The sequence below is a fragment of the Persicitalea sp. genome (assembly GCF_041751555.1).
GTDB lineage: Bacteria > Bacteroidota > Bacteroidia > Cytophagales > Spirosomataceae > Persicitalea.
This window is the reverse complement of record NZ_JBGSXF010000045.1, coordinates 1-11,840: the sequence shown is the minus strand read 5'-3', so window position 1 is coordinate 11,840 and position 11,840 is coordinate 1. Positions and strand designations below refer to the sequence as shown.

Annotated in this window: 12 protein-coding genes and 1 pseudogene; 5 read left to right on the top strand and 8 right to left on the bottom strand. The window is 51.8% G+C overall.

Annotated features, from left to right (window positions below):
* From ACEW8P_RS01475 to ACEW8P_RS01465, 3 genes and pseudogenes are all read left to right on the top strand, one after another.
* Positions 1-804 (top strand): annotated as a pseudogene (locus ACEW8P_RS01475) (hypothetical protein); the annotation flags it as partial.
* Between the two features lie 41 nt (positions 805-845).
* Complete coding sequence (locus ACEW8P_RS01470) at positions 846-2,720, top strand: sialate O-acetylesterase (protein ID WP_373511340.1); 1,875 nt, start codon at positions 846-848, stop codon at positions 2,718-2,720.
* A 138-nt stretch (positions 2,721-2,858) separates the two neighbouring features.
* A complete protein-coding gene (locus ACEW8P_RS01465; protein WP_373511339.1) occupies positions 2,859-4,196 on the top strand; it encodes a sorbosone dehydrogenase family protein in 1,338 nt (445 codons plus the stop codon).
* 19 nt (positions 4,197-4,215) lie between these two features.
* Here the strand turns inward: ACEW8P_RS01465 and ACEW8P_RS01460 are convergent, their stop codons facing one another.
* Both ACEW8P_RS01460 and ACEW8P_RS01455 read right to left on the bottom strand, forming a co-directional pair.
* Positions 4,216-5,688, bottom strand: a complete 1,473-nt coding sequence (locus tag ACEW8P_RS01460) for a gliding motility-associated C-terminal domain-containing protein (RefSeq protein WP_373511338.1) — start codon at positions 5,686-5,688, stop codon at positions 4,216-4,218.
* Positions 5,689-5,711: 23 nt separating this feature from the next.
* Entirely contained in the window at positions 5,712-6,068 is a 357-nt protein-coding gene (locus ACEW8P_RS01455; protein WP_373511337.1) for a VanZ family protein, read from the bottom strand.
* A 65-nt stretch (positions 6,069-6,133) separates the two neighbouring features.
* On the opposite strand from ACEW8P_RS01455, the gene ACEW8P_RS01450 reads away from it, so the two are divergent.
* On the top strand, positions 6,134-6,976 hold the full coding sequence (locus ACEW8P_RS01450) for an endonuclease/exonuclease/phosphatase family protein (RefSeq protein WP_373511336.1): 843 nt from the start codon (positions 6,134-6,136) through the stop codon (positions 6,974-6,976).
* Between the two features lie 135 nt (positions 6,977-7,111).
* Here the strand turns inward: ACEW8P_RS01450 and ACEW8P_RS01445 are convergent, their stop codons facing one another.
* Together ACEW8P_RS01445 and ACEW8P_RS01440 are read right to left on the bottom strand one after the other, a co-directional pair.
* Positions 7,112-7,711, bottom strand: a complete 600-nt coding sequence (locus ACEW8P_RS01445; RefSeq protein ID WP_373511335.1) for a YdeI family protein — start codon at positions 7,709-7,711, stop codon at positions 7,112-7,114.
* On the bottom strand, positions 7,711-8,223 hold the full coding sequence (locus ACEW8P_RS01440) for a DinB family protein (protein ID WP_373511334.1): 513 nt from the start codon (positions 8,221-8,223) through the stop codon (positions 7,711-7,713). Before ACEW8P_RS01440 ends, ACEW8P_RS01445 begins: the two co-directional genes overlap by 1 nt.
* 159 nt (positions 8,224-8,382) lie before the next feature.
* Between ACEW8P_RS01440 and ACEW8P_RS01435 the strand changes: the two genes are divergently transcribed.
* Positions 8,383-9,384: a phosphotriesterase gene (locus ACEW8P_RS01435; RefSeq protein WP_373511333.1), complete on the top strand. Its 1,002-nt coding sequence runs from the start codon at positions 8,383-8,385 to the stop codon at positions 9,382-9,384.
* A 30-nt stretch (positions 9,385-9,414) separates the two neighbouring features.
* Here ACEW8P_RS01435 and ACEW8P_RS01430 read toward each other — a convergent pair whose 3' ends face one another.
* Genes ACEW8P_RS01430 through ACEW8P_RS01415 form a run of 4 tightly spaced genes read right to left on the bottom strand, consistent with a single transcriptional unit; the run spans position 9,415 to position 11,484 of the window.
* The gene (locus ACEW8P_RS01430; RefSeq protein WP_373511332.1) at positions 9,415-9,735 is read right to left on the bottom strand and encodes an antibiotic biosynthesis monooxygenase; all 321 of its coding nucleotides are present in this window, start codon (positions 9,733-9,735) and stop codon (positions 9,415-9,417) included.
* 4 nt (positions 9,736-9,739) lie between these two features.
* On the bottom strand, positions 9,740-9,997 hold the full coding sequence (locus tag ACEW8P_RS01425; RefSeq protein ID WP_373511331.1) for a type II toxin-antitoxin system RelE/ParE family toxin: 258 nt from the start codon (positions 9,995-9,997) through the stop codon (positions 9,740-9,742).
* Complete coding sequence (locus tag ACEW8P_RS01420; RefSeq protein ID WP_373511330.1) at positions 9,990-10,196, bottom strand: hypothetical protein; 207 nt, start codon at positions 10,194-10,196, stop codon at positions 9,990-9,992. Before ACEW8P_RS01420 ends, ACEW8P_RS01425 begins: the two co-directional genes overlap by 8 nt.
* A 49-nt stretch (positions 10,197-10,245) precedes the next feature.
* Positions 10,246-11,484, bottom strand: a complete 1,239-nt coding sequence (locus ACEW8P_RS01415) for a multidrug effflux MFS transporter (RefSeq protein WP_373511329.1) — start codon at positions 11,482-11,484, stop codon at positions 10,246-10,248.
* Between the last annotated feature and the right edge of the window lie 356 nt (positions 11,485-11,840).

Below are 11,840 nucleotides of genomic sequence, written 5' to 3'. Positions count from 1 at the left end.
GACCCGCTTTTCGGCAACAACTACCGACCCTTCGACAACATTCACTTCTCCGGCGATGGACTGATTGAGTTGGCCAAAGTGTGGAGTGCCAGTTTGACGACTTCCTTTTTCAGTGGTTCCGTTCCTTATCAAGCTATGCCTCCTCCCGAGGTAGCCACTTCGTGCGGGGACAACGGGGCGAGCCTGGGTTTTCGGGGGCCGAATGGCTTTCTTGAATACAAATGGATGCCAGAAATGGGAAATAGTTCTGTTTTGGCCGATGGACAATATTGGCAGGCTCCTACCGGAAATTACAGGCTCAAAGTTACGGATGGTTACCAAAACGCTCTGCTTTCCCAGGTCTTGAAAGTTCCAGCCAATACAAATGTAGATTTGGCAGCTTCTAATAATACCATTGTTAGTCTGGGTAGTAATCTCTCCTTATTTTCTACTTCTACCAACGCTGGATCGTTCGCCTGGACAGGACCCGAAGGATTTATGACTTCTACTCAGAATTTCACAATACCACAAGTTACCACTGATCGTCAGGGAGACTACACAGTCACGGCTATCAACTGTTATAGTTGTCAGGCGCAACAAATGGTGAATGTACAAGTGAAAACTGTTCTGCAAAGCGCTGGATCAGGAAGTTGGGGCAATCCATCTACCTGGGATTGTGGCTGCTTGCCTTCTTCTTTTACCGACGTTGTAATCCATAATGGGCATACCATAACCATCGATGGTATCACCGCCCAGGTAAAGAAATTGACTTTGCAGTCTGGATTTCTTCAAATGGCCAATGGAGGCACCATCAACATAAACTAAAATTTCGGCATTCATACCAAGGTGCTGGTTAGAGGTAATATATGAGAATCAAAATTATACTGTGTGTTCTGCTCTCGTGGGGTTTTGGCTTAGAGGTACTGGCGCAGTTGACGGTAACCTTCCCGACTTCAAGGGCGGTATTTCAGCGAAATAATGCCAACCAGGCTACGCTGTACATCGGCGGCTATTTCGATGCCTGCCTGGATCGGATTGAGGCGCGGGTAGTGCCGCGGACGGAAGGGCAGGGGACGGCTACGGCCTGGACGGTGATCCAGACCAATCCCGCGGGCGGACAATTCTACGGCTCCATGATGGTGACGGGCGGTTGGTACCAGCTTGATGTACGCGGGATTCGTGACGGTAGTCAGGTAGCCCTCAGTACCGTCGATCGGGTGGGTATCGGCGAAGTGTTTCTCGTGGCCGGACAATCCAATGCGACGGGCGGCGACGGTCTCCCCAATGGGCCCAGCGCTACCGACGACCGGGTGAGCAGCATCAATTTTCAGAACCTCAATCCAAATAATAACACCATTCAGCCCTACTCGAACGTTCAATTGCCCTGTCCCGAGTTCGTGCATCTTGACGATTTTGTGAAGACTGCTCCCTTCGGCAATTACGCCTGGTGCTGGGGAATTTTTGGTGATCTAATTGCGCAGCGGCTTAATGTCCCCGTGCTGATTTTCAACGCGGGCTGGTCGGGTACTTCAATGTACAATTGGGTAGAAACTATCGACCCAAACTTCACGACTTACGGAATTTTTGGCAATGTCTATCCCGCAGGCATGCCATTCGGTCACCTTCGGCTGGCGCTGAATAACTACATCGCCCAGCAGGGCTACCGAGCCGTGCTGTGGCACCACGGGGAAAACGACAACTTTACCGAAAACAACCGTGAAAACTACCGAAACGGACTGCGCTCGATCATCAACGCCAGCCGCTCGCTTTCGGGCAAGCCGAATCTGGCGTGGGTCGTGGCGCGGGTTTCGCGCATGACCAAGGATGGCACGTCGCGCATCTGGCAGCCCGTCATCGACGCCCAAAACGATGTAATCGGCCTCAATGGCAACGATCCAAATCTCGTACTACCCAAGGTTTTTCCCGGCCCCGAAACCGACCCGCTGGAAGGCCCGGCAATACGTACTCCCAACAATGTTCATTTCACAGGAAATGGCCTTACTGTACTGGCCCAAGCCTGGGACAACAGCCTCACAGATTCCTTTTTCGCCAACTCAAACCCCTACTTATCCACGCCGCCGCCCAACGTAACTACGCAATGCGGCCCCGGCGGCAACCAACTTACTTTTCAGGGACCGGGCGGCTGGGGAGCCTACCGTTGGCTGCCCGAAAACGACTGCAACCAGAACCTCAGCGACCAGCAGACCTGGACGGCCTCGACGGGCAAGTATCGTCTAAAAGTCATCGACAATTTCCAAAACACTCTACTCTCGCCCCGGCTGAATGTACCCGTTTCTACGGCTGCCAACGTTTCGGCTTCCGGCCCCGGCACGGTGAGTCAGGGCAGTGACCTGACCGGACTGTCATCCTCGTCCAACGCCTGTAAGTTCAGCTGGAGTGGCCCGGGCGGATTCACGTCCGGCCAGCAGAATTTTGTGCTAAACAACGTCGGCCCGGCGCAGGCGGGTACCTATACGGTCGTGGCGACGAATGCGTATGGTTGTCAGGCGCAAAACTCTTTCAACGTGCAGGTGGTGTCAGCCATTCAGAGTGCCGCCTCCGGCAACTGGAACGATGCATCTACCTGGACGTGCGGCTGTTTGCCGACCGCCGCTACCGATGTTCAAATCAACGCCAGGCATACAGTCATTATTGATTCTGCCGTCCATGCCCGGAACGTCATTTACCAAAATGGCGACGTGCGTTTCCTCAGCGGTGGCAGCCTGCTGCTATCCCAGTAGTAACTTTTGTGAGTTTTTTGGTGAAAAGTTGCCCGTAAGTAGATAAAAAGCTATTTTGCGGAAAGTAAAGCTACCCCCCCCCCTCATTCTGCGGATGACCATCCGAACCGTTCATATTCTCACAAAAACAGAATGACTATGCGCTCATTGTACACTACATTATTACTGATTCTCACCGCATCACTGCTTGCTTCGGCCCAAACCTTACCTGCCGGATTTACCAAAGAAACGCTCGCCAGTGGCATTGCTCGTCCGACCGTGATGGCTTTCGCGCCTGATGGACGGCTATTCGTTTGCGAGCAGAATGGAAAAATAAAGATATTTAAGAACGGTGCGATTTTAACTACCTCCTACGCCCAGCTGACAGTGGATGGGAGCGGCGAAAGGGGGCTGCTGGGCATTGATTTCGACCCGAACTTTTCCAGTAACGGGTACGTGTATGTTTACTACACCCGAACCTCTTCTCCCCGCCGAAACCGGGTAGCCCGCTTGACGAGCGATCCGGCCAATCCCGACCTGATGCTGGCAGGAAGCGAAACTTTGGTGCTGGAATTCAATGATTTGAGTAGCGCCACAAACCACAACGGCGGATTCATTCAGTTTGGCACCGATGGCAAGCTGTACGTTTCTATTGGCGATAATGCTAACACGGCCAATTCGCAGAATTATGACACCTACCTGGGCAACTTTCTTCGAATCAACGCGGATGGCTCGGCCCCGACGGATAATCCGTTCTATTCAACTACCCCCGACGGCAGCCCTCCGACCCCGGCCAGTCAGCGCACCTGGGCCATAGGGTTGAGGAATCCGTATAGTTTCGACGTAAATTTCAATACAGGCAAAATATTTGTCAACGACGTGGGAGGAAACCAGTACGAGGAAGTCAACGATGCGACGGCCGCCGGACAGAATTTCGGTTGGCCCACGCAGGAAGGGCCTCCCGAAGCTGGATTCGACGGCCCGGCTTATTACTACCAAAACAACAACATCGGCGGAAGCACCAACAACACGGGCTGCTCTGTGTTGGGTGGGGAATTCTTTGTCCCAGCGAGTACCAACTACCCCTCCCAGTATTTGGGCAAGTACTTCTTCATGGACTATTGCAATGGCTGGATCAGATACATTGACCCAGCTAGCACGCCGACGACAACTTCCACTCTTTTTGGGGATAATTTTGGCTTCGGACTTGTCAATATGACCACTGGTCCAGACGGTAATTTGTACTACCTCAACCGCAACCAAACCCTGAATCGAATCGTGTACACCCCACCACTTATTGAGAGTGTCGCCTCGGGCAACTGGAACGATGCAGCCACCTGGTCATGCGCCTGTGTGCCCACGCCGAGCGACCGCGTTTCGATCAAAGCCGGCCACAACGTATCGGTGGACGGGATCAGGGCACTAGCCTATGAGGTATCGATGGATGGAGGAGAAGTGGAGGTGAAAAACAGCGGTACATTACAGCTGAATCATTGAACAAAGTACTTCACGCTTTTCAACGAATCACGACCACCTTACCCATGCGATCGCCGGGCAGAGCTGGATCAGTCAAGAATTGATAATTCAGTCGATAGACATAAGTGCCTGACGAAACGTATTGACTGCGGAAGCGTCCATCCCAAAGTTGTTTCGGGTCATTGGACTGGAAAACTACTTCTCCCCATCGGTTGTAAACCCTTAGGGAAAACGTAGAAAACTGACAGTCGGAAATAGGGCCGAACAGGTCATTTTGACCGTCGCCATTCGGAGAGAAGGCGTCAGGGAAGAACACGTTGCATCCATCACATGTCTCGTAATTTACCTCAACGGTAGCTTCTGTTTGCCCACAGCTTTTCGTGACCTCGACAGAAAATGTCCCTGGTTTGGAAATAGAGTAGGTGGCCGTAGTAGCTCCATCTTGCCAAAGGTATTTCGCCGCAGAATCTTCAAGATTTATGAGCAGCATTTGACCCTGACACAGCGTCGTATCCTTAGGAAAATCGGGTTCGAGTCGATCCAGGGTAAGGCTCACCGTTGCGGTGTCGGCACAATTCCCTTCGCCCACGGTGTAAAAGTACCGGTAGGTTCCCGGTGACAGACCGGAGATATCCACGATCGGATCGGATGTCAAAGCCAACTGTTCCGGGCCATACCAAGTACCTGCGGAATCTTTCAGCCCCACTAAGGGGGCTAACCTGATTTGGTTGGTATTTTCGCAAAGGTTAAGCAAGGTGTCCCGGCCCGCGTTAGCGCGAAGCTGAGGAGTGGCTTCCACGGCCGATGCCGCCCCGTAGATAGTGGAATTGAGTCTCAAATTGGGGCAGACGCGCTTTGTGCTGGCATCGGCGAGGGAAACTTCATAAAGCAGATTTCCGCCAAGGGCATACATCTTTGGTCGTCCGCCTTTACAGTCGATCGAGCCAACGGTAACTACCCCGAAAATGGCACCTGCGGCGTTCATCTTTCCCACCGGAGCAGATTTCTCAGGGTTTGCGATGTTTACCCTAATTAGAAAGTTGTTTCGGGCCGCCATGTAAAGTACCCCATCAAAAAAAGTTAGATCGCCCGCTGCCTGGTAGCCAATGTTCCCAAGCTCAGTTTGATTGGCATTGGTAGTGTCTATTTTGTATAGAAAAGTGGACTGATTGGTCGCGGCATACATAATTCCTGAGTCGCTGAAAACCAGTGAGTTAAAGTCGTCTCCCTGTTTAGGTTTTAGGGGGCCGATGAGTGTTGTGGTAGCATCCTTGAGATCAATCTTATACAGCCTGTTGTCCTGACCTATTCCGTACATGACTCCTCCCGGGCCAATGGCGATGTCGTACATAGGTACGCTGGTTCGGCCAATGCGTCGGCTGGTGCACTGCTCCACGTCGATCTCAACCAAGTCGCCGTTTTGTAGCGAAACGTAGGCTTGCTGAGCTTCTGCGTAGTGTGCCGTGAGCAGTAGAAGAAGGATGGTTATATGTGTGCAGACCGTGTTTCTCATGCTGTAACAACCCTAACGCTCATTCATGAAGTTTTGGGGTATAGAAGGTAACCAAACAGTCCCAAAATCGTACCTAGTCCGTCAGCCGCTGCGTCCCACCAGTCGAAAGTACGGTCAAAGGGAAGCCACTGTTGATAAAACTCTAAAAATACCCCGAAGGCAATTCCCAGCGTAATGATGAGAAACTTTTTTTCGGGATACAGGAAAAGCCAGAGCATTGTCCAACCCACAAACATGCCGACGTGGACAATCTTATCAAAACCCACAACGGGCGATTCGGGTAGGTCTTTTCCCGGCCAACTGCAAGCCAGTACGATGAGGGCCGTCCACAGCAGGGCGGGCCATTGGTGTTTCGAGAGATAAAAAAGGAGCGATTTCACAGGGAGTGGTTGGGAAGGTTTGTGTATTTTGCCAAAAAATAATTGGTTCAAAACTACAACATACCGTGAAAAGAATTCTGTTGCTTGCCGTCCTGTTTGGTTTTTACTCCAAGACTAACGCCGCTGAAACCTTGCGCGCCCTATCGTTTAATATCCGCTATGCCACCGAAAAAGACGGCGTCAACGCCTGGTCGCACCGCAAAGATCTGGCCGCGTCGGTCTTTACTGACAACGATGTGGATTTCGCGGGCTTGCAGGAAGCCCTGCTGACTCAAATCAACGATTTGCAAGCACGCCTGCCCAACTACGCCTGGATTGGTGTAGGTCGCGACGATGGCAAGGAGAAAGGCGAATTCTCGCCCATTTTTTACCGCAAAGATCGTTTCAAAGTTATTGATAGTGGTACTTTCTGGCTGTCCAAGACACCCGAAGTGGTAGCCAGCAAGGACTGGGATGCTGCCATCACGCGCATAGCGACCTGGGCCAAGTTCAAAGAGATCAAAACGGGAAAGGAAATCATGTTTGTCAATACCCACTTCGACCATGTGGGCGAAACCTCCCGCCAGGAAAGCGCTAAGGTCATCGCCGCCAAAATGACCGAACTCGCCAAAGGACTACCCACACTTCTCACGGGCGACTTCAACACACCTCTCGGCTCCAAAGGCGTTCAGACCATTCTGGATTTGAAATCACCTAAACTCTACAATACCCAAACTCGCTCTGCGACTCCACACTTTGGCGGCGAGGCTTCGTTCAATGGTTTCAAAGAATCCGCTCCGCGTCCTTACATTGACTTCGTGTTTGCTACCAAGCATTTCAAAGTACAAAAACACGGATTTGTTACCTTAAAAAAGGATGATGTTTATGTGTCAGATCATTGGCCCGTCCTTGCGGAACTTAGGTTATAACTCCACAGCCGTCCGGCGGTTCGGTTCGTTCAGCGCCACAAAGGCACTTCGTACCTAATGCAGAGTACCTGGTTGGTTCGGCAAATATCAGCCATAGCATTTCACTTACAGTCCCCCGAACCAAAAACTCAGTACTTACTCTTTATCCTTCTTCCACTGCGCGGCTCTATTGTTTTCGGCAGCCAGAGCGGCGGTCTCTTCTATTCGTTTCTGTCGGGTGGCAGGCCGTTTGGCGTTGAAAATCCATTCCAGAATTCCTCGTTTGACGGACTTAGGGAAAGCATCGAAGTGTTTGGCTGCCTGTGGATACTTTTCGAAAGCGTTCATAAGATCTTCGGGCACGATCCCGTTTTCGACGTCGTTGAGCGCATCCCACGTCCCCGATTTTTTGGCGATTTCCACCATTTCCAGTCCGGCGTGGGCCATGCGGTTTTCTTTCAGCAGTTTCTTGATTTTTCTTTTGTTGACGCCGCTCCAATTACTCTTCGGATTGCGTTTTGAAAAAAACTGGAAGTAGCTTTCCGCGTTGCGTTTGTTGCCTTTGCTATCGATCCAGCCGAAGCAGAGGGCTTCATCTACCGCCTCGGGATAATACACGCTGGGAATGTCGCTGGCTTTTTTGTAAATAATCAACCACACGCTTTGGGCGGTGGCGTGGTTCTCTGCCAGCCACGCCCGCCATTCCGCCGCTGATCGGGCGAAGAAAGTACCAACGCCATCCTTGCGCTTTTCCATCAAAATGTATTCTTCGCGTTCAAATCTCTATCGCCGTAGAAAGCCAGATCTTTGTCCTTCAAAAGCTTAGTCCAAAAAGCAATCTGCCCGGCGTGGTAAGAATAATGCTCCACTACGTGAATGACGATGGCTACACCCGTGAGCGAGAATCCCTGAACCACGCGCTCACTCAATAGATTGCCCTGGTCCAAAGCCTCGATTACCTTCGCCGCTTCCTGTACGGTGACTTCCAACTTTTGCAGGAGTTCTTCTTTGGTAAAACCGCCCGCCGCCGCAAACTCCGCGTCGCGCTCGCGGTCGTCGGGCTGCTTGCCCAGGCCCGAAACAATGTACTGCCTGATGTTCCCGCAGAGGTGCAAAATCAAATTGCCCACGCTGTTGGACGAGGCATTGGGCCGTTGCCATACCTCGGCTTCGCTTAGCAGATCCAGGCATTGGACGATGCGTGGCGTGTTCATGTGGAGGTAGTGAAGGGACTGGGCTTTGAATTCAGGGGTGAGGGGAGCATTCATATCAATAAGGATTGTTACGGGAAATGTGGGTAGAGCAGCAGAACAACAACCTTAAAAGTAAAGTGAACTGCCTCTAAAATCAATTCTCAACCAGGAATTCCCTCAAATCACCGGAAATAAGCCCCAGCCAAAACCCATTACCAGCTTTCGCAACCATTCATGAAGTTAGTCCTCAAAACAAGCGTACTTATCTTTCTGCTAAGTACCTGCCAGACAGCAAAAAGAAGTATTCACGACGAATACACCTTCACCGTAAATGGGAAAATTTCTGTCAAAGAGCTGGGCTTTTCCCTGACGCACGAACACATCATGTCCAACTTTGGAGCGGAGCCCGAGTACATACCCCGGTACGATCAGGGTGACTTGTTTGGTCAGGTAGTACCCTACCTGAAAAATGTTAAGTCGCAGGGAATAACGACGGTATTCGATTGCACGGCGGCTTACTTTGGCCGTGACGTACACATCCTCAAAGCACTTGCCGACTCGACAGGCCTGCAAATCGTGACCAATACGGGCTTCTACGCAGCAGCCAGCGACCGTTACGTTCCGGAACTCGCCTATCGGCTAAATGCGGAGGAAATAGCCAAAATTTGGATCGGAGAATTCAAAAACGGAATTGACGATACAGGCATCAGGCCGGGTTTTGTAAAATTGGCTTTCGACGGTGGTGCTCCTTCGGAAATTGATTTGAAATTGTTTAGAGCGGGCATACTAACCCACCTGAGCACCGGTCTTCCGCTCGTTGTACACACAGGCAACAATGTCGAGGCGGCCCGGAGGCAGTTGGAGCTATTGGAGAAAAGCAACCTGAGCCCGACTGCCTGGATATGGGCTCATGCCGACAAGGTTGAAGATGTGGAGGAACTACTGAGCGCCGCCGAGAGGGGGGCGTGGATTTCGCTGGACGGAGTGAAGCAGGAAAATATTACCGACTATTTGCGTAAAATCGACCTTTTCAAGTCAAGAGGACTGCTCCACAAAGTACTGCTTTCCCACGACGGCAATTCATTTCCCAGGGGCGGAGCTATTCGCCCTTACGATGCAATCCCAAAGGCCCTGCTGCCAGCCCTGAAAGCCCACGGCTACCCTCTTCAGGAAATCAATCAGCTCATGGTTGAAAACCCGCAACGGGCTTTTGGAATTAGAGTGAGAAGGATGTGATCCGGCAATAACTATTTGACCATAAAATATTTATACCTCAAACCCATAATCCCGATCCACCAAACAAATTCTCACCTTGTATGCCGAGTACCACCGATCTCGTCCCGCTTGTTGAGCAAAAAGATGCTCCGTCTGTGCTTTCCAGTCCCGGATTGCTTCCAGACTTTCCCAGTAAGAAACCGTAATGCCAACCCCTTCCCGCGCACTTTCGTAGCCGAGGTAGCCGGGCTGTTGCGTGGCGAGTTCTACCATGCGGTTGGACATAGCAGCGTAGCCGTTTTCGCCTTCGGTGCGCAGGCTGGTGAAGATCACGGCGTAGTAGGGCGGGGGAGGGGTTTGGGCAATAGGCATATTTTTATCCGTAAATATCTTTCCTGTGTCCAAGCGCAATGACCTTCACTACGAGTTGAGTGTCCAACACCTCGTAGATGACCCGGTAATTTCCGCTACGAACCCGATAGCTGCTCCGTCCCTTCAATTTCTTGGAACCGGGAGGACGAGGATCGAATTTCAAGTTGAAAATTACTTTCAGGATAGGCCCAGCGACCAAATCTGGAAGTTTGTCTAATTGCTTCTGGGCTTTTTTGACTAAGCGAACCTCGTATTTAGCCATTTTTCCTGGCCTCTCTCTGCTTCAAATAGTCTTCCAGCGAAATACTTTGCCCATCATCTTCCCGCTTCGCTTCATCGTAGAGCCGGACATCTTCCAAATCTTCCAGTTCTTCCAGCATGGCGTTAAATTCTTCGAGGGGCAGAACCACCAGTTTCTTGCCAACAGTGTCGGTGATTATTTGCGGGTGTACGGTCAGCATATTGTCGCTCGGGTTGGTTTGAGAAATATAAAAGTAGGAAAAATCTCCCTTAGCGTTGCAAAGCCATCGTCCGCCGCTTCAAAAGTACCCTTTGCCCCAAAATCAACCCCGCGCTCGCCAAGGCGCAGCCCGCCATTACGCCCGTCATGGGAAGAGCCGTATGGTTGTGTAGCGCACTCACTAAAGCGGAACCCAACGCGCCGAACAGCATTTGGGTAAAGCCGATCAGGGCCGAGGCCGTTCCCGCGTTTTCGGAAAAGGGTTCCAGAGCCAGGGCGGTGGAATTGGGGCCGAGGAGTCCGCTCATGAACAGGAATAAGAACAGAAAACCCAGCATCACGTAACCCGAAATGCCGGGCGTGACCGCACTAAGTACCATCAGAAAACCCAGGACCGCTACCGTTAACGAGGCCATTTCGGCAATGCGCAGACTGTCGAACCGCTTCAACAAAATGCGGTTGACCTGACTGCCGCCGATGTATCCGAAAGAATTCAGGCTAAACAGAAGGCCGTACTGCGTTTGGGTGAAATTGAATTTTTCCATGTAAATGAAAGGCGAGCCGCTGATGTAGGCAAACAAACTACCCAGCGTGAAGGCTCCCGCCATGCCGAAGACGATGAAGGCGGGTTGTTTCAGGACGTGAAAGTACTTTTTGGTGACTGACGCCGGATCGAGTCGCACCGATTTGTCCGCGCCACGGCTTTCGGGCAGAAAAAAAAGGACGGCTATTAACATAGAGGCGCTAATCGCCGCCAGGGTCACGAAAATAGCACGCCAGCCCAGGGCGGTGACCATCCAGCCGCCGATGCTTGGCGCGATGAGCGGGGCTACGCCCATGATGAGCATGAGAGTGGAAAGTACCTTAGCGATTTCGGCGGGTGGAAAAAGATCACGTACTACGGCGCGTCCCGCTACCATTCCCGCGCAGCCGCCGATGGCCAAAAGGCCGCGCAGTCCGATGAGCCAATTGATGGTAGGTGAGAGGGCGCAGCAAATGGCGGCAACTACATAGAGCGACAGGCCGAAAATCAGCGGTATCCGGCGGCCAAAACGGTCCACTATGGGGCCGTAAATTAGTTGTCCGACGCTAATTCCGACGAAATAACTGGTCAGCGAATAGCCAACTTTGGGTATGGTCGTGCCCAAATCCTCGGCAATGTCCGGGAAGCCCGGCAGGTACATGTCGATGCTGAACGGACCGAGGGCCGACAGTACGCCCAGCAGAACGACGATTTTGTTTAACTCCTTTCTGGTCATGGCTTTCAACGCGGTGGAAATATTGTGCAAAGGTAAGGGTTTGGGCTCCGATAGCGAACGATGATCCAACGAAGATTTGGTATTTTTCCACTAGGTTTGTCGGGGAGTTGGGTAAATTTCGTAGTTGACAGCCTCCTTATGGTTGGGCTATATACCTTTGCATAGTTTCCACCCATCTGCGAAAATCCAATTCTTCCACCAACTCCATTCCATGAAAAAACTGGCTCTCTTGTTTCTCCTAGCCGTAGTCGCGGTTTTGCTGGCTTTCAAAAAGCCTCATGCTCCCGAAGCGGCCAACCGAGGGTCGGCCCCCGGTACGCCGGAGCGGCCGAATATCCTGTACCTCGTGGCCGATGATGCCGGACGCGACATGAGCGCGTACGGCG

Excerpts from the sequence above, each read along its gene's own strand:
- ACEW8P_RS01440 (WP_373511334.1), bottom strand. The coding sequence starts at position 8,223 with ATGAATGCTCCCCTCACCCCTGAATTCAAAGCCCAGTCCCTTCACTAC.
- ACEW8P_RS01430 (WP_373511332.1), bottom strand. The coding sequence starts at position 9,735 with ATGCCTATTGCCCAAACCCCTCCCCCGCCCTACTACGCCGTGATCTTC.
- ACEW8P_RS01465 (WP_373511339.1), top strand. The coding sequence starts at position 2,859 with ATGCGCTCATTGTACACTACATTATTACTGATTCTCACCGCATCACTG.
- ACEW8P_RS01460 (WP_373511338.1), bottom strand. The coding sequence starts at position 5,688 with ATGAGAAACACGGTCTGCACACATATAACCATCCTTCTTCTACTGCTC.
- ACEW8P_RS01420 (WP_373511330.1), bottom strand. The coding sequence starts at position 10,196 with ATGCTGACCGTACACCCGCAAATAATCACCGACACTGTTGGCAAGAAA.
- ACEW8P_RS01435 (WP_373511333.1), top strand. The coding sequence starts at position 8,383 with ATGAAGTTAGTCCTCAAAACAAGCGTACTTATCTTTCTGCTAAGTACC.
- ACEW8P_RS01425 (WP_373511331.1), bottom strand. The coding sequence starts at position 9,997 with ATGGCTAAATACGAGGTTCGCTTAGTCAAAAAAGCCCAGAAGCAATTA.
- ACEW8P_RS01470 (WP_373511340.1), top strand. The coding sequence starts at position 846 with ATGAGAATCAAAATTATACTGTGTGTTCTGCTCTCGTGGGGTTTTGGC.
- ACEW8P_RS01445 (WP_373511335.1), bottom strand. The coding sequence starts at position 7,711 with ATGGAAAAGCGCAAGGATGGCGTTGGTACTTTCTTCGCCCGATCAGCG.